The sequence below is a fragment of the Serratia sp. Je.1.23.a genome (assembly GCF_051129805.1).
GTDB classification, from domain to species: domain Bacteria; phylum Pseudomonadota; class Gammaproteobacteria; order Enterobacterales; family Enterobacteriaceae; genus Serratia; species Serratia liquefaciens.
Genome location: NZ_JBCPSR010000005.1, coordinates 359449 through 385411, shown reverse-complemented (window position 1 = coordinate 385411; position 25963 = coordinate 359449). Strand labels below are relative to the sequence as shown.

General features: G+C 58.2%; 16 protein-coding genes and 1 riboswitch. Of the genes, 7 read left to right on the top strand and 9 right to left on the bottom strand.

Annotation, left to right across the window (positions count from 1 at the left end; all coding sequences use genetic code 11):
* Positions 1–3: 3 nt before the first annotated feature.
* The 4 genes from edd to iclR form a co-directional block, all read right to left on the bottom strand.
* A complete protein-coding gene (gene edd, locus AAZT04_RS19095; protein WP_308530070.1) occupies positions 4–1818 on the bottom strand; it encodes a phosphogluconate dehydratase in 1815 nt (604 codons plus the stop codon).
* Between the two features lie 111 nt (positions 1819–1929).
* On the bottom strand, positions 1930–3267 hold the full coding sequence (gene gntU, locus AAZT04_RS19090; RefSeq protein WP_020837210.1) for a gluconate transporter: 1338 nt from the start codon (positions 3265–3267) through the stop codon (positions 1930–1932).
* Positions 3264–3803: a gluconokinase gene (gntK, locus tag AAZT04_RS19085; protein ID WP_020837209.1), complete on the bottom strand. Its 540-nt coding sequence runs from the start codon at positions 3801–3803 to the stop codon at positions 3264–3266. The genes gntU and gntK overlap by 4 nt, the downstream gene beginning before the upstream one ends.
* A 235-nt stretch (positions 3804–4038) precedes the next feature.
* On the bottom strand, positions 4039–4869 hold the full coding sequence (iclR, locus tag AAZT04_RS19080; protein ID WP_046372508.1) for a glyoxylate bypass operon transcriptional repressor IclR: 831 nt from the start codon (positions 4867–4869) through the stop codon (positions 4039–4041).
* Between the two features lie 363 nt (positions 4870–5232).
* On the opposite strand from iclR, the gene metH reads away from it, so the two are divergent.
* Positions 5233–8913 (top strand): methionine synthase, encoded by a 3681-nt coding sequence (gene metH / locus AAZT04_RS19075; RefSeq protein WP_129984047.1) that lies wholly within the window; start codon positions 5233–5235, stop codon positions 8911–8913.
* Between the two features lie 36 nt (positions 8914–8949).
* Here metH and AAZT04_RS19070 read toward each other — a convergent pair whose 3' ends face one another.
* The gene (locus tag AAZT04_RS19070; protein ID WP_129984046.1) at positions 8950–9660 is read right to left on the bottom strand and encodes a UTRA domain-containing protein; all 711 of its coding nucleotides are present in this window, start codon (positions 9658–9660) and stop codon (positions 8950–8952) included.
* Positions 9661–9853: 193 nt separating this feature from the next.
* Here AAZT04_RS19070 and AAZT04_RS19065 point away from each other — a divergent pair, with 193 nt between their 5' ends.
* The 6 genes from AAZT04_RS19065 (at position 9854) to AAZT04_RS19040 (ending at position 16184) form a co-directional block, all read left to right on the top strand.
* Positions 9854–10915: an ABC transporter substrate-binding protein gene (locus AAZT04_RS19065; protein WP_020837196.1), complete on the top strand. Its 1062-nt coding sequence runs from the start codon at positions 9854–9856 to the stop codon at positions 10913–10915.
* Between the two features lie 11 nt (positions 10916–10926).
* The gene (locus tag AAZT04_RS19060) at positions 10927–11724 is read left to right on the top strand and encodes an alkaline phosphatase family protein (RefSeq protein ID WP_044553841.1); all 798 of its coding nucleotides are present in this window, start codon (positions 10927–10929) and stop codon (positions 11722–11724) included.
* Between the two features lie 9 nt (positions 11725–11733).
* Positions 11734–12573, top strand: coding sequence for an ABC transporter permease (locus AAZT04_RS19055; protein ID WP_020837194.1), 840 nt, complete (start codon positions 11734–11736; stop codon positions 12571–12573).
* 17 nt (positions 12574–12590) lie between these two features.
* On the top strand, positions 12591–13376 hold the full coding sequence (locus AAZT04_RS19050) for an ABC transporter permease (RefSeq protein ID WP_129984045.1): 786 nt from the start codon (positions 12591–12593) through the stop codon (positions 13374–13376).
* A 4-nt stretch (positions 13377–13380) separates the two neighbouring features.
* Entirely contained in the window at positions 13381–14373 is a 993-nt protein-coding gene (locus AAZT04_RS19045; RefSeq protein WP_129984044.1) for an ABC transporter ATP-binding protein, read from the top strand.
* A 161-nt stretch (positions 14374–14534) separates the two neighbouring features.
* The gene (locus AAZT04_RS19040; RefSeq protein WP_041415041.1) at positions 14535–16184 is read left to right on the top strand and encodes a Na/Pi cotransporter family protein; all 1650 of its coding nucleotides are present in this window, start codon (positions 14535–14537) and stop codon (positions 16182–16184) included.
* Between the two features lie 36 nt (positions 16185–16220).
* On the opposite strand, the gene AAZT04_RS19035 is transcribed toward AAZT04_RS19040, so the two are convergent.
* The 4 genes from AAZT04_RS19035 to lysC form a co-directional block, all read right to left on the bottom strand.
* A complete protein-coding gene (locus AAZT04_RS19035; protein ID WP_262033151.1) occupies positions 16221–21068 on the bottom strand; it encodes a hemagglutinin repeat-containing protein in 4848 nt (1615 codons plus the stop codon).
* 45 nt (positions 21069–21113) lie between these two features.
* A complete protein-coding gene (locus AAZT04_RS19030; RefSeq protein ID WP_434681343.1) occupies positions 21114–22790 on the bottom strand; it encodes a ShlB/FhaC/HecB family hemolysin secretion/activation protein in 1677 nt (558 codons plus the stop codon).
* A gap of 415 nt (positions 22791–23205) precedes the next feature.
* Positions 23206–24123: a ketopantoate/pantoate/pantothenate transporter PanS gene (gene panS / locus AAZT04_RS19025; protein WP_020837188.1), complete on the bottom strand. Its 918-nt coding sequence runs from the start codon at positions 24121–24123 to the stop codon at positions 23206–23208.
* Positions 24124–24267: 144 nt separating this feature from the next.
* Positions 24268–25635: a lysine-sensitive aspartokinase 3 gene (gene lysC, locus AAZT04_RS19020; protein ID WP_129984041.1), complete on the bottom strand. Its 1368-nt coding sequence runs from the start codon at positions 25633–25635 to the stop codon at positions 24268–24270.
* Positions 25636–25743: 108 nt separating this feature from the next.
* A riboswitch (Lysine riboswitch) is annotated at positions 25744–25936 on the bottom strand.
* Positions 25937–25963: the final 27 nt, after the last annotated feature.

Here is a 25963-nt window from a genome sequence, read left to right as displayed (position 1 = left end):
CGGTTAAAATTTAATGCAGCAGGCGCCCTGTTCGGCACCGGAAAGCTGGCTGCGTAATGCGCCGAACAGTTCACGGCCGCAGCCGGTATGTTCGGCGCTCAGGTCCGGTTGGTAAGGCGCTCGCTGGGCCAGAATGTCGGCATCGACCAGTAATGCCAATTCACCGGTGCGGCCGTTTACGCGGATCACATCGCCGTCCTGCACCTTGGCCAGCATGCCGCCGGTATAGGCTTCAGGGGTCACGTGGATAGCGGAAGGCACCTTGCCGGAGGCGCCTGACAGGCGGCCATCGGTGACCAGCGCGACTTTAAATCCGCGGTCCATCAGCACGCCCAGCGGTGGCATCAGCTTGTGCAGTTCGGGCATGCCATTGGCCTGCGGCCCCTGGAAGCGAACCACCACCACGCAATCGCGATCCAGCTTGCCGGCTTCAAATGCCGGCACGATGTCATGCTGGCTGTCAAATATCACCGCCGGCGCTTCGATAATCTGATTGTCGGCCGGCACCGCCGAGGTTTTCATCACCGCGCGACCGAGGTTGCCTGCCAAAACCTTGGTGCCACCGTGATGTTCGAAAGGCTCCGCCACGCTGGCGATAACCTGGGTATCGAGCGAGCTTTCCGCGCCCTCACGCCAGGCCAACTGACCGTTATCCAGCCACGGCTCCTGGGTATAACGCGTCAGGCCAAAACCGGCCACGGTGTGTACGTCTTCGTGCAGCAGGCCGTGCTTTAGCAGTTCGCGCACCACCAGGGCGACGCCGCCAGATGCCTGGAACTGATTGATGTCCGCCGGGCCGTTCGGGTAGATACGGCACAGCAGCGGTACGGCGTCCGACAGTTCGGAGAAGTCGTCCCAGTTGATGATGATGCCGGCGGCGCGCGCCATCGCCACCATATGCATGGTCAGATTGGTGGAGCCGCCGGTGGCCAGCAGCGCAACGATGCCGTTAACCACCACCTTTTCATCCACCAGTTTGCCGATTGGCAGATAGTTGCCGGCGGTTTCGGTCAGGCGAGTGACCTGGCGTGCGGCAGCGTCGGTCAACGCATCGCGCAAAGGGGTGTCCGGGTGAACGAAGGAGGATCCCGGCAGGTGCAACCCCATCACTTCCATTACCATCTGGTTGGTGTTGGCGGTGCCGTAGAAGGTGCAGGTGCCGATGCCGTGATAAGAAGCGGCTTCGGCCTCCAACAGCGCCAGTCGATCGGCTTTGCCTTCGGCGTACAGCTGACGCACGCGCACTTTCTCTTTGTTCGGTAAGCCGCTGCTCATCGGGCCAGCAGGCACAAACAGCGACGGCAAATGGCCAAATGACAGGGCGGACATCACCAGACCCGGCACGATTTTGTCGCAGATGCCGAGGAACAGCGCGCCGTCGAACATATTGTGCGACAGGCCGATGGCTGAGGACATGGCGATCACGTCGCGGCTCATCAGCGACAGCTCCATACCATCCTGCCCCTGGGTCACACCGTCACACATCGCCGGTACGCCTCCGGCTACCTGACCGACCGCGCCCACGGCATGCAGCGCCTGTTTCAGCCGTTGGGGATAGTTTTCGTAGGGCTGGTGGGCAGACAACATATCGTTATAAGCGGTGATGATGGCGATATCACTGCGCACCATGTTTTTCAGTGCGGTTTTGTCGTCCGGCTGACAGGCGGCAAAACCGTGCGCCAGATTACCGCAGGCCAGCTGTGCACGGTGCACGGTTTGGGAACGCGCCGCTTCAATGCGTGCCAGATAGGCGGCGCGGCTCTGTTTGGAACGGTCGATGATGCGTTGCGTGACACGGGATAGGGTGGGATTAAGCATACCTTCCTCACATGGCTATTGTTATAGACGCCGCCTGTGGCGGTGCCCCCGGTGGAATATTGCGGCCCTGATGTGCAAAGGCCGGGGGCGGTGTTATGTCGTTATCGTGATTTAAAACAGGGTGAAAGCGATCATGCCGATGATGCCACCCACGCTGCCAAGGATGGTTTCCATCACCGTCCAGGTTTTTAGCGTTTGCAGCTCATTGGCGCCGGTAAACTTGCCGAACAGCCAGAAACCGGCATCGTTGACGTGGCTGAGCACGATAGACCCCCCGGCAATACAGATAGCCAGCGCGGCCAGCTGCCCACCGCCGAGCCCCAACTGGCTGGTCACCGGCAGCACCAGGCCAACGGTGGTCAGGCAGGCAACGGTGGCGGAGCCTTGGATCACGCGTACCATAGCGGATAATGCAAAGGCGGCTACGGCGATCGGCAAACCGGTGCCAATCATGGCGTCACCCAGTGCCGGACCTACGCCGGAATCCACCAGGATTTGTTTGAATACGCCGCCGGCACCGGTCATCAGCAGGATGATCCCGGCGGGCTGCACTGCAGCCGAACAGATGGCCAGCGTTTGTTCGTTGGTCATGCCGCGCGGTTTTGCCAGCCCATAAATCACGATCAGACAGGCGATTAAAATGGCGGTGAACGGATGGCCAATAAACTCCAGCCACTGCTGCAACTGAGAACCTGGCGTGACCAGACGCGCACCAATGGTTTTCATGCCGACCAGCACCAGTGGGCAGAGTACCAACGCCAGGCTAAAGCCAAATGACGGCAGGTTGCCTTTGTTGAGTGTCGGTTCGTTTTCGTCTGCCGGCATTGGCCAGTTAACGAAGCGGCTAATAAAGCTGCCGTACAATGGGCCTGCAATCAGCATGCCGAGGACGGCGGCGACCAGGCCGATGGCGATCATCCAGCCGAAGTCGGCTTTCATTTGCGCCGCCAGCAGCATTGGGACCGGCCCCGGCAGCAGGAAGGAAGCCGCAGCGGCGACGCCGGCGAACAAGGGAATGGCCAGCTTGACGATATTGCCGTCGGTGCGACGTGCGACGGCAAACACGATGCCGATCAGCAGTACCACCGCCACGTCAAAGAACAGCGGCAGGGCGCAGATCAACCCGGCGATACCGAGCGCGTAATGGGCTTTACTTTGGCCGAAACGTTTCAGCAAATGTGCCGCAATTTGATCGAGTGCGCCGACCTCATGCAGTATCTTGCCGAACATGGCGCCCAGCGCCACGACGATCGCCAGAAAACCCAGCGTATCGCCCATGCCTTTTTGCATGGTATCGGCGATGCGGTCCAACGGCATGCCGGAAAAAATACCGGCAGCGATAGACACCAACATTAACGCGACGAAGGCATGCATGCGTGCCTTCATCACCAGAAACAGCAGTAATAGAACCGAGCCGACTGCGGTACCGACCAGCGTTACAGTATTCACGCGCACACGTCCTGTGGCAGGAAACTCTGGATATGTCGCACGGTATCGGCGATGACGGCTTCCAGCGGCTGGTTGATATCTACAGACATAACGTCGCTTTCGTCCGCGCCCGGTTGCTCCAGCGCCGCGAACTGCGTTACCAGCATCTGTGGCTTGAAGAAGTGGCCGTTACGCGCAGCCAGGCGGGCTTCGATCACCGGAAAATCGCCGTGCAGGTAGATGAACGACAGGTTGCCGTTACCGGCGCGCAGGCGATCGCGGTAGTGCTTTTTCAGCGCCGAACAGACAATGACCGAAACAGTATTGGTGCGTTGCATCGCAAAGGCAGCATCGTTGAGGGCGGCCAGCCATGGGGCGCGATCGTCATCGTTCAGCGGTTCACCGGCGGCCATTTTCAGGATATTGCTGCGCGGGTGCAGAAAGTCACCGTCAAGGAACCCGGCAGACAGTTGGCGGGCCGCTGCGGCGGCCACGGCAGACTTGCCGCTGCCGGAAACGCCCATAATGACGTAAATACGGTTTTGATTATTGGTCATGGCTTAGCTCCAAAACGACAAGTGGCGTTACCTTGCATTATTTGTTACCGGTAACATGTTATCGGTAACATTGTCGAAGGAAGTTTAACCAGTTGCAATGGGCTTTAGCAGGCAGGATCGTTAACTGTGATCGGCTTCAAGTTTTTTTCAGGCGTCGAAACACTCTACCTACAGCGTTTCACATACTGACAACAGAAGGGGAGCGAGGCGCCACGGGGGCACCCCAACAACAAATTTAACGTACGCCACCGTATTCCAGGCTGATCTCTTTTGCGGCATGGATCACCAAGGCGCCCAGCTCAATCACGCGGTTGTCGGTGATGCGCGATACGGGGCCGGAAATCGAAATGGCAGCGAAGGCTTCGCGGTGCTCGTCAAAAATGCAGGCCGCCACGCAGCGCAGACCCAGCGCATGCTCTTCATCGTCAAACGAGAAACCCTGCTTGCGGATCTGCGCCAGCCCTTCCTTCAGGTTGTGCGGCGTCAGCGTATGCTGGGTATAGGTTTGCATGCCCTTTTTATGCAGCAATTTGGTGACCTGATCGTCCGGCAGGGTGGACAGAAAGGCTTTGCCGGCACCGGAGGCGTGCATCGGCAGTTTGCCGCCGATGGGCGCAGACATGCGCATCAGCGCGGTGCATTGCACCTGGTCGATAATAATCGCCTGGTACTCGCTGGTATCCAGCACCGCCAGGTTAACCGTTTCGCCAGACTCTTCCATCAGGCGACGCAGCGTTGGGTGCACCATCGCCAACAGATTACGGCTTTGCAGAAAACTGCTGCCCACCACAAAGGCGTGTGAACCTATAGTCCACAGACCCAGATCGCCGACCTGACGCACGAACCCTTGTTGTTGCATGGTGGAAAGCAGACGGTGAGTGGTGGAGTTCGGTAACCCCGCCTGTTGGGCCAGGTCGGTCAGCGCCACGTTACCCTGGGCTTCGGCAATGTATTCCAATAATTTCAGGCCACGGGTCAGCGACTGTACCTGACCGGTTGCCGCACTGGCGCTTGGAGATGCAGCGCGGGGCTTCTTGCCACGTTTGGCGGGAACGGGGGTGGCCATGATTCACATTCCTTTTTCCGTATGATGGAATTCATTTTCGTTTTTTACGTGTGAAATGCAAGCCGTCAATCAGCTCATCGGATGTGTTGCCAGACAACCTGAAAAACTCTCAATAACCGCTCACCCCTTTAGCGGCACAACCTGTGCTAGGATGACCGATACCCGTCGTCTTTCAAGCCGCAGCGTTGTTGCCTGCACGTGTTCACCCCAGTCACTTACCTTAGTAAGCTCCAGGGGATGAACAGGCTGGGCGCCTAGCCGCAACTTGAAATCCCTAGGGTATGGGTGATGGTGACATAGTGACCCGGTAATTTTACATAGGGGTCAATATAGCAGTGGCTTGAAAGATAAAGGGGATAAGGGGTGGTGAATCGAGTTGAACAACTGCGCCGGCAGTTAGCGCAGCGAATTTTAGTGTTGGACGGCGGCATGGGCACCATGATCCAAAGCTACCGTCTGGAAGAGAGCGATTTTCGCGGTGAGCGTTTTGCCGACTGGCAAAGCGATCTGAAAGGCAATAACGACCTGCTGGTGCTGACCAAGCCCGAGGTCATTACCGCCATTCACTACGGCTATCTGGAAGCGGGAGCCGACATCCTCGAAACCAATACCTTCAACTCCACCTCCATCGCCATGGCCGACTACCATATGGAGTCGCTGTCCGCCGAGATTAACTATCAGGCCGCCTGCCTGGCACGTGCCTGCGCAGACGAATGGACTGCGCGTACCCCAGAGCAGCCGCGCTACGTGGCCGGGGTGCTGGGGCCGACCAACCGCACCGCCTCTATTTCGCCGAACGTCAACGATCCGGCTTTTCGTAACGTTTCTTTCGACGAACTGGTGGAAGCCTACCGCGAGTCGACGCGTGCGCTGGTGGAGGGCGGTGTCGATCTGATCATGATCGAAACCATCTTCGATACCCTGAACGCCAAGGCCGCCGCCTTCGCGGTGGAAACCGAATTCGAAGCCTTGGGCGTTTCGCTGCCGATCATGATTTCCGGTACCATCACCGATGCTTCCGGCCGAACTCTGTCCGGTCAAACCACCGAAGCCTTCTATAACTCGATGCGCCACGTCAAACCGCTGAGCTTTGGCCTGAACTGTGCGCTGGGGCCGGATGAACTGCGTCAATACGTTGCCGAACTGTCGCGTATATCGGAAAGCTACGTCACTGCACACCCCAATGCCGGTTTACCTAATGCGTTCGGTGAATACGATCTGGATGCGCAAGAGATGGCGAGGCAGGTTGGGGAGTGGGCGCAAGCCGGCTTCCTGAATATCATCGGTGGCTGCTGCGGTACCACGCCGGAGCACATTGCCGCCATGGCCAAGGCCGTGGCGGGCGTGCCACCGCGCCAATTGCCGGCGATCCCGGTGGCCTGCCGTCTGGCGGGGCTGGAACCGCTAAACATCGATGCCAAAACGTTGTTCGTCAACGTGGGTGAGCGTACCAACGTGACCGGCTCGGCACGTTTTAAGCGGCTGATCAAAGAAGAGAAATACAGTGAAGCGCTGGCGGTTGCTCGCCAGCAGGTGGAAAGCGGCGCCCAGATTATCGACATCAACATGGATGAGGGGATGCTCGACGCGGAAGCGGCGATGGTGCGTTTTCTCAACCTGATCGCCGGTGAGCCGGATATCGCCCGGGTGCCGATCATGATCGACTCCTCCAAATGGTCGGTGATCGAAAAAGGCCTGAAGTGCATTCAGGGCAAAGGCATCGTTAACTCCATCTCGATGAAAGAGGGCGAAGAGGCCTTTATTCATCATGCCAAGCTGGTGCGTCGTTACGGTGCCGCGGTGGTGGTGATGGCGTTTGACGAAGTGGGCCAGGCCGATACGCGCGAGCGCAAATTCGAGATTTGCCGCCGTGCCTATAAAATTCTGACCGAGCGCGTCGGCTTCCCGCCGGAAGACATTATTTTCGACCCGAATATTTTCGCCGTTGCTACCGGTATTGAAGAGCATAACAACTACGCCGTCGACTTTATCGAAGCCTGCGCCGACATCAAAACTCACCTGCCGCACGCGATGATTTCCGGCGGCGTGTCCAACGTGTCGTTTTCATTCCGCGGCAACGATCCTGTACGCGAAGCGATCCACGCGGTGTTCCTGTATCACGCGATCCGCAACGGCATGGACATGGGGATCGTTAACGCCGGGCAGTTGGCGATCTACGACGATCTGACGGCTGAGCTGCGCGATGCGGTGGAAGACGTGATCCTCAACCGTCGTGACGACGGGACCGAACGGCTGCTGGAACTGGCGGAGAAATACCGCGGCAGCAAAGACAACGAAGTGGCGGTACAGCAGGCGGAATGGCGCGGCTGGCCGGTCGAAAAACGGCTGGAATACTCGCTGGTAAAAGGCATCACCGAGTTTATCGAGCTCGATACCGAAGAGGCCCGACAGAGGGCGGATCGCCCGATCGAAGTGATCGAAGGGCCACTGATGGCGGGCATGAACGTCGTCGGCGATCTGTTCGGCGAAGGCAAGATGTTCCTGCCGCAGGTGGTGAAATCCGCCCGCGTGATGAAACAGGCGGTGGCCTATCTGGAGCCGTACATTGAGGCCAGCAAGCAAAAGGGCTCAACGGCAGGCAAAATCCTGCTGGCGACGGTGAAGGGCGACGTGCACGACATTGGCAAGAATATCGTTGGCGTGGTGCTGCAGTGCAACAACTATGAAATTGTCGATCTGGGCGTGATGGTGCCGACGGAGAAAATCCTGAAAACCGCGCGCGACCAAAATGTGGATATTATCGGCCTGTCCGGACTGATCACCCCGTCGTTGGACGAGATGGTCAACGTGGCGAAAGAGATGGAGCGTCAGGGCTTTACCCTGCCGCTGCTGATCGGCGGCGCTACCACCTCCAAGGCCCATACTGCGGTGAAGATTGAGCAGAATTACAGCGGCTCAACCACCTACGTACAAAATGCCTCGCGTACCGTGGGCGTGGTGTCGGCATTGCTTTCCGACGCTCAGCGCGACGATTTTGTGGCGCGAACCCGTAAAGAATACGAAACCGTCCGCATTCAGCACGCACGCAAGAAACCGCGAACTCCGCCGGTTGACCTGCAGAAAGCGCGCGCGAATGCCATGGTGCTGGACTGGGAAAATTATCAGCCACCGGTACCGAAGCAACTGGGCGTTTACCCGGTCGAAGCCAGTATCGAGACGCTGCGGCATTACATCGACTGGACGCCGTTCTTTATGACCTGGTCGCTGGCGGGCAAATACCCGCGCATTCTGGAAGATGAAGTGGTGGGGGAAGAAGCCAAGCGGCTGTTTGCTGACGCCAACCAGATGCTGGATATGCTGGCCGCTAACGGCAGCCTCAACCCGCGCGGCGTTTATGGCCTGTTCCCGGCTAACCGGGTCGGTGACGATGTCGAAGTTTATCGCGACGAAAATCGCGATGAGGTGCTGGTGGTCAGTCGTCATCTGCGCCAGCAGACCGAAAAAACCGACTTCCCGAACTACTGCCTGGCCGACTTCGTCGCGCCGAAAAGCAGCGGCAAGGCCGACTACTTCGGGGCTTTCGCAGTGACCGGTGGGTTGGAAGAGGATGAACTGGCGGCGGCCTATGACGCGCAGCACGATGATTACAATAAAATCATGGTGAAGGCGCTGTCCGACCGTTTGGCGGAGGCTTTCGCCGAGTACCTGCATGAACAGGTGCGCAAGGTGCACTGGGGCTTTGCCAGCGACGAGAACCTGAGTAACGAAGAGCTGATCCGCGAAAATTACCAGGGCATTCGTCCGGCGCCGGGGTATCCGGCCTGTCCGGAGCACACCGAGAAAGCGGAGATCTGGCGGCTGCTGGACGTTAACCGTCATACCGGCATGGAATTGACCGAGTCCTTCGCCATGTGGCCGGGGGCGGCGGTATCCGGTTGGTACTTCAGCCACCCGCAAAGCAAATATTTCGCGGTGGCGCAGATCCAGCGCGATCAGGTTGAAGATTATGCGGCGCGCAAAGGCATGAGCGTCGGCGAGGTTGAGCGCTGGTTAGCACCTAATCTCGGTTACGACGCCGACTGATCCTCTCTTGATGGGCGCAGCAATGCGCCCATGTCATTACAACGCTTCGACGTCAATGTGCAGCGCGTCGTATCGCCAGTATTCCAAATCGCAGTCAATCACCCGATCGTGCTGATCGCGGTTAACCCGAGTAATGAACAATGCCGGGCTGCCGTAGGTGACCTTCAGCATGGCTGCCGCTTCCTGCGACAGCAGGGTTGGCAGCATATCGAAACGTACCCGCCCGTAGCGAATGCCGTAGCGTTCGGCATACAGCCCGGTCAGCGACTGGGTTAAATCTTCCTCCAGAATGCCGGCAAAGTAGGCCGGGTTGAGGTAGTGCTCGCAATACAGCACCGCGCGGCTATCGATGTAGCGCAACCGACGAATGCGATAGACCTCGCTACCGGACGGTAAAGCCAGTTTTTGGCTCAGATCTTCGCGCAGCGGCACGGTGGCGCTGTCGATCACTTCGGTATGGGCATCACGCCCTTGCTGTTGCGCCATGGCGTGGAAGTGGCTGCGCTGCAGAGGGTTGTAAATCAGCCGCGGCGGCGAGATAAACCAGCCGCGCCTCACCTGACGGTAGATCACACCCTGCGCCTCCAACTGACCGAGCGCTTCCTGCAGCGTAATACGGGTGGTGGAAAACTGTTCGCTCAGAGCACGTTCCGAAGGCAATTTGCCGTCGGCGCTGAACTCCCCCAGGGCGATCCGGGCGTTCAGCGTCTGGCAGATGGCCGCCACGGTTGTCGATACTTCACTCATGCAACAGATGCCCCATTTTAGTGCGTTTATCCCCGCTAAAGGTAGACCAGCGAAGGGCTGACGAACACGCCAAATGCGATAAAACCGCTGCTTTTTTAGACTGACATATAATTATCACATTCGTCCGTTAGATTGGCTTGGTTCTTGCTGGACTAGTCCAGCCACTCCCACACTACCACCCGGAGCATCAGTTATGAAACGTTTGTGCGCTTCTGTGTTAACCAGTGCCATTGTCCTGACCAGTCAAATGAGCTGGGCAGCCGATTCCGATCTGGCGGCGCTGGAACAGGCTGCCAAGAAGGAAGGGGAAGTCAACAGCGTCGGCATGCCGGACAGCTGGGCTAACTGGAAAGATACCTGGCAGGATCTGCTGAGCAAATACGGCCTGAAGCATGTCGATACCGACATGAGTTCGGCGCAGGAAATTGCCAAGTTTGATGCGGAAAAGAGCAATGCTACGGCGGATATTGGTGACGTGGGCGCGGCATTCGGCCCTATCGCGGTACAAAAAGGGGTGACCCAGCCGTATAAACCTTCCACCTGGGAACAGGTACCTGACTGGGCCAAAGACAAGGACGGCCACTGGGCACTGGCCTATACCGGCACCATCGCCTTCATTATCAATAAAAAACAGGTGAAAGAGATCCCTCACAGCTGGGCGGATCTGTTGAAGGGCACTTATCAGGTCACTATTGGTGACGTCGGCACCGCTTCACAGGCGGCCAGCGGCGTGCTGGCGGCAACCTACGCGATGGGCGGGAACGAAAAGAACCTGAAGCCGGGCCTGGAATTCTTCGGCAAGCTGGCCAAGGCCGGGCGCCTGAGCCTGAGCAACCCGGTGATCGCCTCGCTGGAAAAGGGCGAAGTGCAGGTGGGGGTGGTTTGGGACTTTAACGGTTTGAACTACCGCGATCAGATCGACAAAACCCGCTTTGAAGTGCTGATCCCCTCTGACGGATCTATCACTTCCGGTTACACCACCATTATCAACAAATACGCCAAACACCCGAATGCCGCCAAGCTGGCACGCGAATACATCTTCTCAGACGCAGGCCAAATCAACCTGGCGCGCGGCTATGCGCGTCCAATCCGAGCGGAACACCTGACGTTGCCAGACGATGTCAAAGCCAAGCTGCTGCCGGCAGAACAGTATAAGAATGCTCACCCGATCGCCGATCCGGCGGCCTGGGAGCAAAGTGCCAAAACGCTGCCGCGCCAGTGGCAGGAAAACGTCATTATGTTTATGCAGCAGTGAGTTAAACCATCATGAAAACTATCCTCGTGCTGCTGGACGGTCTGAACTATCAGGTGGCACACGACGCCATGGGCTATCTGCAGGCCGAATGTGCGGCAGGGCGCGGACGGTTGTATCAGTTGGAGAGCGAGTTGCCCTCGCTCTCCAGACCGCTGTACGAATGCATCCTCACCGGTGTGCCGCCGGTGGAGAGTGGCGTGGTGCATAACCAGGTGTCACGCCTCTCGCATCAGCAAAGCGTGTTTCACTACGCTCGTGCCGCGGGCTTGACTACCGCGGCAGCGGCCTATCACTGGTTCAGTGAGCTGTACAATCGTACCCCGTTCGACGCCGCGCGCGATCGCCATACCGACGATGCCGAGCTGCCGATCCAGCACGGCCATTTTTATTACGACGACCGTTACCCGGATTCTCACCTGTTTGACGATGCGGAAAGCTTGCGCCGCCGTCATCAACCCGATTTCTTGCTGATCCACCCGATGAACATTGACGACACCGGGCACCGCTTTGGCCTGTCATCGCCGCAGTACCGCAATGCGGCGCGCAACGCCGACGGCGTACTGTCGCGCTATTTGGCCGACTGGCTGAATGCGGGTTATCAGGTGATGGTCACCGCCGATCACGGCATGAATGACGATCGCAGCCACGGCGGCGTGTTGCCGGAAGAGCGACAGGTGCCGCTGTTTGTCTTCGGTGACGCCTTCAGCCAGAGCGACGCTAATCCGCAGCAAACCGACCTGTGTGGCACCCTGTGCGAAGTGCTGCAGATACCGCACGACAAGCCGCGTTGCCGTGCGCTGTTGGCCTAAGGGTGAGCCATGAAAGCTAAGTGGATTGCCGCGCTGTGCCTGCTGCCGTTTATCCTGCTGTTCGGCGCGTTTCAAATTGCGCCGCTGGTGTGGATTGCCGTCAGCAGCTTTTTCAGCCAGACCAGCGGCTGGGGGCTGGGCAACTATGTTGACGTACTGACCTCGCCGTTCTATTTGCAGGCGTTTCAGTTCTCGCTGGAGATCTCTCTTTGGTCGAGCGTTTATGGGCTGCTGATTGCGTTAGTAGGCAGTTACTCACTGCGCAGACTCGGTCAGACGCGGTTTCATGATTTTGTGATGTCGTTTACCAACATGACCAGCAATTTCGCCGGGGTCCCCTTGGCGTTTGCCTTTGTCATTCTGCTGGGATTGAACGGCTGCCTGACGCTGCTGCTGCGCAAATATGGCCTGATGGAAAGCTTCAACCTGTATTCCAAAACCGGACTGATCGTACTTTATACCTACTTCCAGATCCCGCTGGGCGTGCTGCTGCTGTACCCGGCGTTTGACGCGCTGCGCGAGGACTGGCGCGAATCGGCATCGCTGCTTGGCGCCAGTCCGTGGCGCTACTGGCGGCATATTGGCTTGCCGGTGCTGGCGCCGGCGTTGATGGGCACCTTTGTCATCCTGCTGGCCAACGCACTGGGGGCTTATGCCACGGTGTATGCGTTGACCACTGGCAATTTCAACGTGATACCGATCCGCATATCGGCGCTGGTCGCGGGGGATATCTCACTCGACCCTAACCTGGCCAGCGCGCTGGCTATGCTGCTGGTGGTGATGATGGCGTTTATTACTCTGATCCATCAATGGCTGTTGCGCAGGAGCTACCTCAATGCGCGCTCATAATGTTGCGGAGGGCGGCCATGTCGCGCTTTGAAACCGGCTATCACCGCGTAGTAAGTGGGCTGTTGTTGCTGATCCTGCTGTTGCCGCTGGCGGCGACGCTGATTTATGCGCTGGCCACCCAGTGGGGCGCGACTATTCTGCCGGACGGCTTTACCCTGAAATGGTTGGTGGCCTTATGGAGCGATCCCCGCTTCCTGCTGGCGCTGTGGCACTCGCTGCTGATCTGCTTTGGCACCCTGGTGCTGGCGGTGGTGGTGATTTTGCCAACGATGTTTGTGATTGCTTACTATTTTCCCAAACTGGATGCGGTAATGAACGTGCTGATCCTGCTGCCATTTGCCGTGCCGCCGGTAGTGTCGGCGGTCGGGTTGATGCAGCTGTTCGCCGCCGATCCGCTGCCGCTGCTGGGCACGCCGTGGATCCTGATCGGCTGCTATTTTTCCATTACGCTGCCGTTTATTTACCGTGCCATCAGCAACAACCTGCAGGCGATCAACCTGCGCGACCTGATGGACGCCGCACATCTGCTGGGCGCCAGTACCTGGCAGGCGGCGCTGCTGGTGGTGCTGCCGAACCTGCGTAAGGGCGGGATGATTGCGGTACTGCTGTCGTTCTCTTTCCTGATTGGCGAATTCGTCTTCGCCAACCTGTTGGTGGGCAGCCAATACGAAACGCTGCAGGTTTACCTCTACAACATGCGTAACGGCAGCGGCCATTTCACCAGCGCACTGGTCATTTCTTATTTCGCCGTGGTGCTGATTGTCACCTGGTTGGCGAATTTGCTGAACAAAAATAAGGGCTAACCGCATGGCTTACCTCAATGTCACCCGCCTCAATAAACACTATGGCCAGACCCAGGTGTTTCAGGATATCGACTTCACCGCCGAGGAGGGCGAGTTTGTCACGCTGCTCGGGCCGAGCGGCTGCGGTAAATCGACGTTGCTGCGCTGTCTGGCGGGGCTGACCTCGGTCGACAGCGGACAGATCCTGCTGCAGGGCCAGGATCTGGTGCCGCTCCCCCCGCAAAAGCGCGGTATCGGTATGGTGTTCCAGAGCTATGCGTTATTCCCGAACATGACCGTTGAGGGCAACGTCGCGTTCGGGCTGAAAATGCAAAAGCTGGCGGCCGGTCAGATCCAGCAACGGGTGCAAGAGGTGCTGGCGTTGGTGGAGCTGACTGAGCTGGCGAAACGCTATCCGCATCAGCTGTCCGGTGGACAGTGCCAACGGGTGGCGCTGGCACGTTCGCTGGTGACCCGTCCGCGGCTGCTGTTGCTCGACGAGCCCCTTTCGGCACTGGACGCGCGTATCCGTAAGCACCTGCGCGAACAGATCCGTCGGATCCAGCGTGAACTGAACCTGACGGCCATCTTCGTTACCCACGATCAGGAAGAAGCGCTGACGCTGTCGGATCGCATTGTCTTGATGAACAAAGGACAAATCGTACAAAGCGGTGACGCGGAAACTCTGTATACCCAGCCGGCCGACGTTTTCGCAGCCGGGTTCATCGGCAACTACAACCTGTTGAGTGCGGAACAGGCGACGACTTTGACCGGCAGCCCTTACCACGGTAAGGTAGCTGTTCGACCAGAGTCCATTACCCTGGTGCCTGCCGGGCAGGGGATTGCCGCGGTGATCCTTAACCACAGCCTGTTGGGCAACGTGGTGCGCTATCGGGTACTGGCCCGCGGTGTGGAGCTGCTGGTCGACGTGCTCAACCGTTCGGTCGAAGATTTGCGGCCCGACGGCAGTGAAATTGGACTACACTTAGAAACTGTTACATTACGGGAAGTTGCATGACATCGCTGCGGCATTCAATGATAACTCCAGGGTAATTCCTGCCGTTGCGTTAACCCTCCAATAGCGGTCTGCAGCCTGTTGCCGCTGTCCTGCCTTTATGCACGCCTGGCAGGCAGGATAGCCTGCTGTGTCTTGCCGGGCGTGAAGGGAGCGTTCCTTCCGTGTTGACCCTTCTTCATCTGCTTTCTTCCGTTGCCCTTTTGGTGTGGGGTACCCACATCGTGCGCACCGGAATTATGCGGGTTTACGGCGCTAATTTGCGCCGGGTATTGAGCGACAGCGTAGAGAAAAAACCGCTGGCGTTCGTCTCTGGTATCGGCGTGACCGCGCTGGTGCAAAGCAGTAACGCCACGGCGTTGCTGGTGACCTCTTTCGTCGCGCAAGGGCTGGTGGGACTGACGCCCGCACTGGTGATCATGCTCGGCGCCGATGTCGGTACCGCGCTGATGGCGCGAATACTGACCTTTGACCTCTCCTGGCTGTCACCGCTGCTGATCCTGGTCGGCGTCTTCCTGTTTCTCAGCCGCAAGCAAACCCGTGTAGGGCAAATGGGGCGCGTGTGTATCGGCCTCGGGCTGATCGTACTGGCGCTGGAGCTGATTGTTGCCGCCGCGACGCCAATCACCCAGGCGGCGGGTGTGAAAGTGTTGTTCTCATCACTGACCGGTGATGTGATGCTGGATGCCCTGACCGGTGCGCTGTTCGCCATTGTCAGCTATTCCAGCCTGGCGGCCGTACTGTTGACTGCCACTCTGACGGCCTCCGGGGTGATCTCGCTGAAGGTGGCGCTGTGCCTGGTGATCGGTGCCAATCTTGGCAGCGGTCTGTTGGCGATGATCAACACCAGCGGCCAGAATGCCGCCGGTCGTCGGGTGGCGCTCGGCAGCCTGTTGTTCAAGCTGATGGGTTGTGTGCTGGTGCTGCCGTTTGTCTCTTATCTGGCGGACGTGATGACTCGGTTGCCTGGCGGCAACGAAGAGTTGGTTATCTACTTCCACGTGTTCTACAACCTGATCCGTTGCCTGGTGCTGATCCCGTTGGCCGGGCCGATGGCGCGCCTGTGTGAAACGCTGATTGCCGACGTGGCGGCGGACGATCCCCGATTGCGACCGCGGCACCTTGATGCCAGTGCACTGGATACCCCGACGCTGGCATTGGCCAACGCGGCACGTGAAACCCTACGTATGGGCGACGTGGTGGAGCACATGATGATTCTGCAGCGCGAAGTGCTGCACGGTAAGCAGGGGCAGGATAAAGAGGTTCGCCGGCTGGATGATGACGTCGACGTGCTTTATACCGCCATCAAGCTGTATCTGGCGCAGATCCAGAAAGAGGATTTAGGCGAGGAAGACTCTCGGCGCTGGGCGGAAATCATCGAGATGGCGCTGAATCTGGAACAGGCGGGTGACATTATCGAGCGCATGGCCGGGGACGTGGGGGCGAAATCACACGCGGCGCGGCGAGCATTCTCCACCGAAGGGCTGGCCGAACTGGATGCGTTGCATGAGCGGCTGATAGGCAATCTGCGTCTGGGACTGTCGGTGTTCTTGTCCGGTGACCTTACCAGCGCCAAACGGCTGCGGCGCTCCAAGCATCGGTTCCGGATTTTGGATCGTCGTTACGCCCATGCGCACGTTGATCGCTTGCATCAGCAGAACGTTCAAAGTATTGAAACCAGCTCGCTGCACCTGGGGCTGTTGGGGGATATGAAACGCCTGAACTCACTGTTCTGTGCGGTGGCATATAACGTGCTGGATCAAGATGAAAAGGATGATGAGCGCGAGTGGGAGGATACGCCCAGCACGCTGTAAGTCATGCCCCCGGCGTGGCCGGGGGCAGTACCTCAATTATTTACCCGAAAAGACCCCCGCTTTGGCATCGGCGGCCTGGTTATTGATATAACCGCCGACCGGTGTCTCCAGGTTCACCACGCTTTTACCGGCGATGCCCAGCAGTGCGCCTGCCGAGGCAGCGGCATCAAGATGACCACCACCCTGATAGCGGTTGCCGGCCACGTCCTGCTGTTCCAGTTTACCGTTACCCAGCGTCACTTCACCTTGCTGGCTGCGGATCTCGCCGCCAGTGAGACGAGTGGTGCCCTGAACGTTGAGCGCAACGTCATTTTTCCCATTGATGGCCGACTGCACGCCTACTGCATCGTTATTGACTACGTCGGCCTTGACCTTGAACTGACCTTGCAGCCCGGCAGGACCGGTCAGGCTCTCTTTGGATTTGTTGCCCAGGAAGCGAGCGCCGCGATCCCACAGTGGCCCCTTTTCTTTTTCGCCGACCAGCGTTTCCGGCAGGGTGACCTTACCTTCGGCCTTGCTGAAGCTGACCGCGCCGGTGGTGTCCTGCTTCGGATCGAGGCGACGAGCTACGCTGTTGTACTTGTCGGTGGTGGCGTCAGCGACCTTGTTGATGCCGCCCTCCAGCTTCTCCTTCACCTTACCCGCGTAGTGCGGGGTACCCACTTTCGACAGTTTGCTGGTTATGCTGCTGGCCGGGTCGTTGGTGTGGCTCAGACCGACATCCACATCGACCTTCACGCTGCTTTCGCTGTCTTTGCGACTTTCGACGCGCAGATCGCCACCGATGTTGCCTTGCACGCTGTCGGCATCGATTCGGGCGCCGGCCAACTGGGTGTCTTTACCACTGTTGATCGTGACTTCTCCTGCGCTAATCAGGCTGTTGCCCTGAGTGGTTTTTTGCAGGTTATCCACACCGACTTTCACACCGGCGCCCAGGGTATGGGTGTCGCTGCCGCTGGTGGTATCCACCTTGCCGTTGGCGTCCTTATTGAAGGATTGGCCGCCTTTGGCGTTAGCCTTCAGCCCCAGGTTCCAGTTGTTTTTCTGCTCCTGGTTTTGTACCGACTCCAGCACCACGCCGCCGTTCTCGGCGTTCAGGCCAACGCTGCTGCCCTTGACCTCGGTTCCCTGCAGATGCAGGGCATGCGCGTCGTTGCCTTTGGCGGTAATGGTCACTGCGCCGCCGCTGGTGATTTTGCCACCTTGCTGGGTCGTCGAGGTCTCATCTACCTTGGCAATGTCAAACGCGCCGCCGAGAGAAAGGCCGCCCGCGCTCTTTTTGTCGTTATCGGTGCTGTTGCCGCCGATATCGATATTGCCGGAGAGCGTATCGTCCTTGCGGGTCTGCTGCGATTGGGCTGCCTGAAGCGCGACCTTGTCTCCCGCTTTCAGCGAAACGTCGCCCTGGCTGGTGACATTACTGCCTTGCAGCGTCAGCCCACGGCCGGCATCCAGTTCTACGCCCTGTTTGCCGCCGATGTTGCTGACTTGCGCGCTGCTGCCGTCACTCTTCCCGTTGCTGTAGCCGCCACCCAGCCCAAGGCCGAAGCTTTTGGTTTCCGGTGTGGTACCGCCTTTGGCCGACACTTTGACATTGAAGCCGTTGTGGCTTTCATGGCTGGTATCGGTGGCCTGGTCGAAACGGATGTTGCCGTCTTCCGCTTTTACCTTCGCCTTGCCGTCGCCGGCCTCCAACGAAGTACCCTGATACACCGCGTCTTGCTTGACCTTGATGTCGATGCCATTGGCGGCGGTGATGCTACCGGTCACGGCCTGGCTGCCGGTGCTTTCGCTGTGCTTATTGCCGCCTTCGCCTTTGGCATCGACGGTCAGATCGCTGCCGGTGGTGGTATAAACGCGCACGCTGGCGCCGCCGCGGGTTTCGCTGCTGCTTTCCTGCTGGCTGTTTTTCGCCGCTTCACTGTGGTGGCTATCGGCTGTCAGCGCTACGTTCCCTTGAGTCGCCTGATACTGTGTTCCAGTATCCTGCAATTTCCCGCTGGCTTTTACGTCGATGGATCCGGCGGTAATCTTGCTGACTACGGCTTGGGAGCTGCTATTGCTCTTTTCGCTGCTGCCGCCATTGGCGCCAATATCCAGCCCGATATTCGGTGCGCCGATGCCGCCGATCTCGTTAATCACGCCGTTGGCGTCCAGCTTGGCGACTTTCCCTACCGCACGTTCTACCGGGCGGGTGACGGCGCTGTAATCGACGTTGGCACCGATGTCTACGCCGACGTCGGTTTTAGTGGTGTTGCTGCTTTCGCTGTTGACGGCGGCCAGGTGATCAACGCTGTTGGCATTCTCCTGATATTTGCCGCCAACCTGGTGCTGCGCACCTTGCTGGGTCAGTTTGTCTTTGGCATTAATCGTCAGATTGCCCGCGATATCGCTGCCGGAAGTCACCGCCTTGCTGCTTTGTGAGTGTGTCTTGCTGTTCTCGTAACCGCCTTCGATGCCGGAGCCAACTTTATCTATGCCGCCGGTGTAGTAGACTCCGCCGCCGATTTTAGTTTTTTCGGTATCGCTGGTGGTCTTGTTGTCGGCTGCCAGGAAGGCCACGTTGTCGCCGCTGATGCTGGCGTCACCTTGGGTGGTCACCAGTTTGGATCCGCTGAAGGTCACGTCCTTGTCTGCTTTCAGCGCGACGCTGCCGCCGCTCAGCGTTGATGACTGTTGTTCGCTGCGGGTGGTTTTCTCGCTGTCACTGGTATGCTCAATACGTAAACCGGCACGGTATTGCTTGTCGCTTTTCTCGTTGGCATAGCCGTTGATGGCAAGGGCAGTTTTTTGCTCATCAATGTGCTGCTGCTGTTCTCCGCTGCTGACATTGATATTACCGCCGGCATTGACTTCCAGCTTACCGGTGCTGGTCACCTTGCTGCCCACCACGTCGGTATCCTTTTTGCTGACCAACTGCAGGTTGGTATCGGAAACCAATTCGCTGGCGGTGGACTGTTGGTGGCTGTTATTGGACTTTTGCGAGCTGCTGGTGATATTGAAGACGGTGCCGGTACGGGCATCCACCTTGTCAACCGTGGTGCTGAGGGCGTTATCGATGCGCAGACCGCCGTCGGTGGCGGCGACAAAACCGCCTTTGGCGCCCTTCACGGTGCTGCCGGTAATGGTCACGCCCTGTTTGCCGTTCAGCCACAGGGTGCCGTCGGCCGTCACCTGAGAAGCGTTGCTGACTTCGCGACGGTTGCTGTTGTCCTGGTTGTTGCCGCCGCCGATACCGCCCCATGAGGTTTTATTGTCGCGAACGGTTTTCTCATTGGCGGTTTTTTGTACGCCGATATTGATTTGGTCGTTGGCATCCACCTTGAGATCGCCTGACGCGTACACTTTGGTACCCTGGCCTACGACGCGATTACCGGCTTTTATCGCCAAATCACCGCCGGAGAAGACGCTGCTGGACTTCAGGCTTTCGGTTTCATTGCTGTTGCTCCAACTGCCGGTACGCAGGCTGGGGGTATGGTTGCGTTGATTACCGCGTTCGCTGGTTTTTTCTCGCTCGATCAATCCGCTGAGCTGCACGTCGCGCTTGGCGTCGATGCTCAATGCATTGCCCGCAGAAACCTTGGCGCCGCGCAGCGTCACATCCTGCTCGGTGGCGGTCAGCGTGGCATTCTTCGTGGCCTCAATGTTGCTGGTGGCCTGTTGAAGCTGCTCATTCTCACGGGTGACGTTGTATTTCCAACTGTAGAACCACCGCTCATCGGTATGGCCCTGAGTCTGCTTCAGTTGCCGACCGTCGAGCGTCAGGCTGGCGCCTTGCAGCGTGATCTCTTCGCCACGAACGTCGGTGGCGGTCAGGTGGTTGCTGTTATCGGCCACCAGGCTGATATTCTTGCCTTTCAGTTCGGTGCGGGCCAGTTGCTGACCGGTGCTGCGGTCGTTGATGTAGATCCCGCCGCGGTAGTTTTGGTAATTCTCGCCGCTATTGCGGTTGCTGCTGCTGTCGTTGACCTGGCTGTCGGTGCGGATGTTGTAAGCTTTCACCCGGATTTCGTCGCTGCCATCCAGCTTGCCCGCCAGCTTTACGCCGCTGCCGGTGACGGTATGGATGATATTGATGCGCCCTGCCTGCATGCTGCCAAGATAGTAGCTGTCCGTGGTGCCTAATAACTGGTCCCAGACTGTGAGCTCAGGTTGTTCGCTGCTGAGCACCTGTGCATCGCGCGATACGCGGTTGTTGCCGCTGATGGCGTTGATCGCCGAGATCATTTTATCGCTTTTTTTATCGTACAGCGGTGCGACGATGACCTCGCCGCGGCTGTTGATTCTCGGCGCGATCAAATCCAGCACGCCGCTGGCGTTCAGCCGGCCATCAAGGCTCAGGGTGTTGCGATTGCCCAACGTGCTGTAGCCCTGCAGCATGCCGTTTTCCACCAGGGGGTTACCCACCACCAGCGACGAGCGGCTGGTATTGATAAAGCCGCAGCCGTCGCAACTGATGCCGTTCGGGTTAGCCAGCACGTAGTCGGCCGCCATGCCGAAGATTTCTTGCTGTCCGTGCAACAGCGACGGGTTGCGGCTGATCACTTCATTGAGGATCACGCTGGCCGCCTGGTTGTTCAGGTTTGGGTTGGCAGCCAGTTGGCCGGCCAACTGAGACCGCCCAGCATCGAGCGAGTTATTCAGCACCGCGCCGGGTTGGTTGACGTTGAAATCCTGATACTGGTTATGTGACAGCCCGTGGTCGTTAGGCGTCACGATATTGACCACCTGTGCGCCGTTACCGGCAGTTGAAACACCGGGCCCGTTAGCGCCGTTGGCCGCTACGATCTCGCCGGCGTACGCGCTGCCGAGGGAGGCGAGAATGATCGCCAGTGAAGCGGCTAACTTGCCCGCTCCCGAGAGCCTGAAGTTATTATTTTTCATCCATGTATCTCCATATATCGCTGTGGTAGTGCAAAAAAACGCAAACTAAAAGGTGTACGAAAAGCGTGCCAGTACCTGTATCGGATCGTCGGGCATTGAGTGGCTGGACAGTAGCCAACCGCGGCTGGCTTCAACGTCGAACATGGCGCGTTGGTAACGCAGGGTGACACCGGCGCTCAACCCCGCGCTGCTTTGCCAACCGGAAGGTCGGTTATCGCGAGGCAGCACCCGGCCGACGTCGCCGCCGATACGTGGAGTGAGGCTGCTCTGGCCCAAGGTGAAGCTGCGGGAAAGGGTGTTTTGCAGATACCAGCCGTTATCACCGGACAGCGTGCTGCGGCTGAAACCACGGATCGCGCTGCGGTCCGTCAAGCTGAGCCATTCCACGCCAGGCAGGCGATCGCGGCTGTATTGCCCGTACAGCAAGTTGCTCAACTGGTAAGTGGCACCGGCAAGCTGGAGGCGTTGGTTGAGATTGGCGAACAGCTTGCCCTTGGTGAATTGGGGATCGGGCAGCCCGGCCCCCCCTTGACGGTCGGCGCCAAACCAGGGCAACCCTTGCTCTACGCTGAGGTTGGCGCTGATCAGCCCGGTAGGCAGGATCTGCAGGTGGTTAACGCCCAGCTCAAACAAGCTGAGCGTGGGGCTGCCGAGGCCAATACGTACGGTTTCGAAATAGTTAGTGATGCGCTTATGGGTCAGCTGGCCGCTCAGGGCGTTAATCTGGTCGCGATCGCGATAAAACACATAGTCGCCGCGCAGACCGTACTGTTGGGTCTGGCCGTGCAGTTTGTAGCTGTTGAACACCAACTGCTGGTGGTTGAGGTATTGCGAGTAGCTGGCAAAGCCGCTGAAGGTGAAAGCGCCGTAGGGCAGGGAATAGAGCAAGGTATAGGCGCGATTATAGCGTTGCGCCGGGTTGTCCAGCGTGCCGGCAACGTTCAGGCTGGCGAAGTCCGACAGGCCGAAAGGGCTGTCCAGCGTTGCCGTGCTCCGCGCCAGCCACTGGCCGGTATTTTTCTGACCGTAATTATCCAGCGTAGTGGACAGCAACCAGGGTTTAGTGTGTTGATTATGCAACCGAATAATAGATCCACCAACTTTGCTGCCCGGTAATATATCCAATCGGGTTTTATTCGATTGCAAACGATTGGCCTGATCTAATCCCTGATCGAGCTGGGTTAATTTTAATGGCTGACCTTCCAATCCAGGGAATAATAATTGGCTGTTAACCCAACGATCGCCCCCCTCTATTTTTTCGATAAATCCTTCTGTGACACGCAGGCCTAATTCCCCCTCGGCATTGGGGCGAATAAATTGCACGCGTGCGGTGATATAACCTTTATCCAGGTATAAGCGGGTCAATTCACGCGTCAGGCGATTGATGTCGTTGCTGCTGATGCAGTGCTCTGGCAGTGCACTCAGCGTTGCCAAATCTTTCGCCGACAGCAGCGTTATCCCCTGCAGATACACGCCGCCGATCGGCAGGCATTGAGCCGAAAGTGGCAGTGCCGGTGCAGCGGGTTCGGGGTCTTCCAGCAACTGCTGCTGTTTAAGCTGCTGATAGCGCCGCTGCTCTATTTGTTGATTCACTTCACGCGTACCGTCTTGCAAAGCGCGACGCGATTCGCTCATCGGTGAGAACCCCCCCATTTCCGGCAGGGTGGCGGCGGGGAGTGCGGTGCTAAACAGCAGCGCCAGGGCGGCGGTTTTTCTGATCATTGTAATCCATTATGAGAAGCCGCGGGGCGGCCTGCTCAATCCATGAGGTCAATAAACGGACGGCCAACGGCCGGCCCGGAATCGCGAGCGACAATCACATTGCGGGGTTCTTATTCGCCAGTGGAAAATAAGAAGGTGGGTTTTATTTTTCTAAATAATAATTAGGCTGCTTGTTTATCTTTTTAATAATTACCTTTCAATTACTCATAACGAGGTAATTAAAAAAGTAAATTAATTGGACTTTTCCGCTCTCGTCGTTATAGGCGGTTATCGGCAGCTCTGGGAAAAATCTGAATTTTTATTTTGTGCGGGGATAATAGAGGATGGGGATAATTCTGACAATCCGACCAGTGGGAAATACGAAATTTCGTAGGAGAGTCCGGGGCGCAAATGTGAACTGCACCCCGAGGTGAAATTATTTTTTAGTGATTGGTCGGCCGGACCAGTAACCCGCCAACAGGGATCCGGACAGGTTATGCCACACTGAGAACAGGGCACCCGGCAACGCGGCCAGCGGTGAGAAGTAGATTTTACCCAGCGTCGCGGCCAGCCCGGAGTTCTGCATGCCGACTTCAATTGCCAGCGTACGGCAGGTCGATTCGTCGAAGCCGAACAGCTTGCCGCCCCAGTAACCACTCAGCAACCCGATGCCGTTGTGCAGGATCACCGCCACGATCACCACCAGCCCGACCGAGGCGATATGGCTCTGGCTGCCGGCAACCACGGCGCTGATGATCGCCAAAATGCAGATCATCGACAACGCCGGCAGGATCGGCTCAATGCGTTTGACGGTTTTGGTAAAGGTGTGATGGACGATCAAACCCAGACCAATAGGGATCACCACGATCTGCAGAATGCTCAGCAACATCCCCATGACGTCGACGCTGATCTCGGTATCGACGTACAGGCGGGTCAGCAGCGGCGTCGCGAAGACGCCCACCAGCGTGGAGACTGCCGAAATGGTCACTGACAGCGCCACATCCCCTTTGGCCAGATAGATCATGACGTTGGACGCGGTACCGCTGGCAACGCTGCCAACCAGCACCATGCCGGCGGAAAGATCCGGGGGCATATGGAACAGCATTGCCAGCAGCCAGGCCGCCAGCGGCATGATCAGGTAATGCAAAAAGATCCCCGCGGCAACCGGGCCTGGGCGGGACAGTACGCGTTTAAAGTCATCGAGCCGCAGCGTGACGCCCATGGCGAACATGATCAGCATCAGCAGCGGGCTGACGTAGGGGCCGATCCCGGTAAAGGTGGTGGGCGTGCTGTAGGCGGCGACGGCGAGCAGCACCGCCCACAGAGGGAATAATCGGGTAAATTTTGCCAGCATGAGTGAGGTTTTCCTTAGCCAAATAACAACGATGGGGGTGGTGTTGTGTTTTTTGCGGGTTCGGTGAACTGAACCCCTACGGTTATGGACTGCTTTTTTAGAGGTAGAGGCGCGGCGTGCCGCGCCTGCAAAGGTGACGGTAGCTTATTCGAACAGGTTGTGGTGCAGGGTGCGAACGACTTGTTCGGCGTCATCGCCCGGTACCAGGAAGCACAGGTTGTAGCTGCTGGCGCCGTAACAGATCATGCGGATATTGAACGGGTCGAGCACGCCGAACACTTCTTTGCCCACGCCGCAGGCCTGGGAAAGCTTGTTGCCGATCAAGGCGACCAACGCCAGGTTTTCTTCCACTTCTACCCGGCACAGTGACGACAGTTCGGTCAGCAATGAAGTGGTCAGCAGGCTGCCGCCGGTGGAGGTTGAACCCGTGGTATCCATGGTCAGCGCTACGCTAACTTCGGAGGTCGTGATCAAGTCCACCGAGATATTGTGGCGCGCCAAAATGCTGAACACCTCGGCCAGGAAACCGCGTGCGTGCAGCATGTTGAGGCTGTGTAGCGTCAGCAGGGTTTGTTTGCGGCGCAGCGCCAGCGCACGGAATAGCGGCGGGTTCTCGGTGGTGTTGCACACCAGGGTACCGCCGGCGGACGGATCTTTGCTGGAGCCGACGAACACCGGGATATCGCTGCGAACGGCCGGTAACAGGGTGGCCGGGTGCAAGACTTTTGCGCCAAAGGTGGCCATTTCAGCTGCTTCTTCGAAGGCGATTTTATCGATGCGTTTTGCCGCCGGAACCACGCGTGGGTCGGTGGTGTAGATGCCCGGCACGTCGGTCCAGATATCGACCCGGCTGACGCTCAGCGCTTCACCCAGCAGGGCGGCGGTGTAATCGCTGCCGCCGCGACCCAGCGTGGTGGTGCGGCCTTTCGGCTCGCTGCCGATAAAGCCCTGGGTAACCACCAGGGCTTCCTGCAGGCGTGGCTTGAGCAGCGACTGGGCCAGTTGGTTCAGCGCTACGCTGTCCGGCGTTGCGCGACCGAAATGATCGTCGGTGTGCATCACTTTACGTACGTCAAACCACTCCGCCTGCACATTACGACTGCGCAGGATCTCAACGAACAGCAGGGTAGACATCAGTTCGCCGTGGCTGACCAGTTCGTCGGTCAGCGCCGTGGAGGTGGCCAAGGAGGCTGCTTCGGACAGCATGGCAATATTTTCCAGCATGCGGTCGATTTCGTCGCGCACTACCGCCGGATTATCGAGGCGATCGAGAATGGCGTATTGAATGCGGCGGATTTCGTCGAGCTGATAGTGACGCTTGTCGGCGTCGCTGCCTTCGGCCAGAGCCACCAGCAGGTTGGTGACGCCCGCAGAAGCGGACAATACCACCAGACGTACGTTCGGATTGGCGAGAACGACGTCGGCGCTGCGGTTCATGGCTTCATAGTCGGCAACGCTGGTGCCGCCGAATTTGGCGACAACGGTGGCATTCTGGGGTGCTGCTTGGTTCATGTAAAAACCTCGTGTCAGGGTGGCCCTCTTCAGAGAACACTTTTTTCATAGCCTTGGCACAAGGGGGGAGCGATAAACGGGAGCAGACGTAGAAGTGAAAGCTACGATACACCCAGAAGCGCCCCACCTTGTTGATTGCCCTTACGGACAATTCTGGTGACAACCCAGGGGATTCAGCCCCTGTAGTCGATACGATGAATGCCGCGCATCACCTTACCTCGGCGTCGCTCCCCCTCAAGCGTCGTCATTGGAAAACGGCTCCTCTGACACTCTACCTGGGCGACGCGCCTCTTCTGGCTTGCACACCGGGTGCGCAAGTAGGCTGTTA

Excerpts from the sequence above, each read along its gene's own strand:
- edd (WP_308530070.1), bottom strand. The coding sequence starts at position 1,818 with ATGCTTAATCCCACCCTATCCCGTGTCACGCAACGCATCATCGACCGT.
- gntK (WP_020837209.1), bottom strand. The coding sequence starts at position 3,803 with ATGACCAATAATCAAAACCGTATTTACGTCATTATGGGCGTTTCCGGC.
- iclR (WP_046372508.1), bottom strand. The coding sequence starts at position 4,869 with ATGGCCACCCCCGTTCCCGCCAAACGTGGCAAGAAGCCCCGCGCTGCA.
- AAZT04_RS19070 (WP_129984046.1), bottom strand. The coding sequence starts at position 9,660 with ATGAGTGAAGTATCGACAACCGTGGCGGCCATCTGCCAGACGCTGAAC.
- AAZT04_RS19065 (WP_020837196.1), top strand. The coding sequence starts at position 9,854 with ATGAAACGTTTGTGCGCTTCTGTGTTAACCAGTGCCATTGTCCTGACC.
- AAZT04_RS19060 (WP_044553841.1), top strand. The coding sequence starts at position 10,927 with ATGAAAACTATCCTCGTGCTGCTGGACGGTCTGAACTATCAGGTGGCA.
- AAZT04_RS19055 (WP_020837194.1), top strand. The coding sequence starts at position 11,734 with ATGAAAGCTAAGTGGATTGCCGCGCTGTGCCTGCTGCCGTTTATCCTG.
- AAZT04_RS19050 (WP_129984045.1), top strand. The coding sequence starts at position 12,591 with ATGTCGCGCTTTGAAACCGGCTATCACCGCGTAGTAAGTGGGCTGTTG.
- AAZT04_RS19045 (WP_129984044.1), top strand. The coding sequence starts at position 13,381 with ATGGCTTACCTCAATGTCACCCGCCTCAATAAACACTATGGCCAGACC.
- AAZT04_RS19035 (WP_262033151.1), bottom strand. The coding sequence starts at position 21,068 with ATGAAAAATAATAACTTCAGGCTCTCGGGAGCGGGCAAGTTAGCCGCT.
- AAZT04_RS19030 (WP_434681343.1), bottom strand. The coding sequence starts at position 22,790 with ATGATCAGAAAAACCGCCGCCCTGGCGCTGCTGTTTAGCACCGCACTC.
- panS (WP_020837188.1), bottom strand. The coding sequence starts at position 24,123 with ATGCTGGCAAAATTTACCCGATTATTCCCTCTGTGGGCGGTGCTGCTC.
- lysC (WP_129984041.1), bottom strand. The coding sequence starts at position 25,635 with ATGAACCAAGCAGCACCCCAGAATGCCACCGTTGTCGCCAAATTCGGC.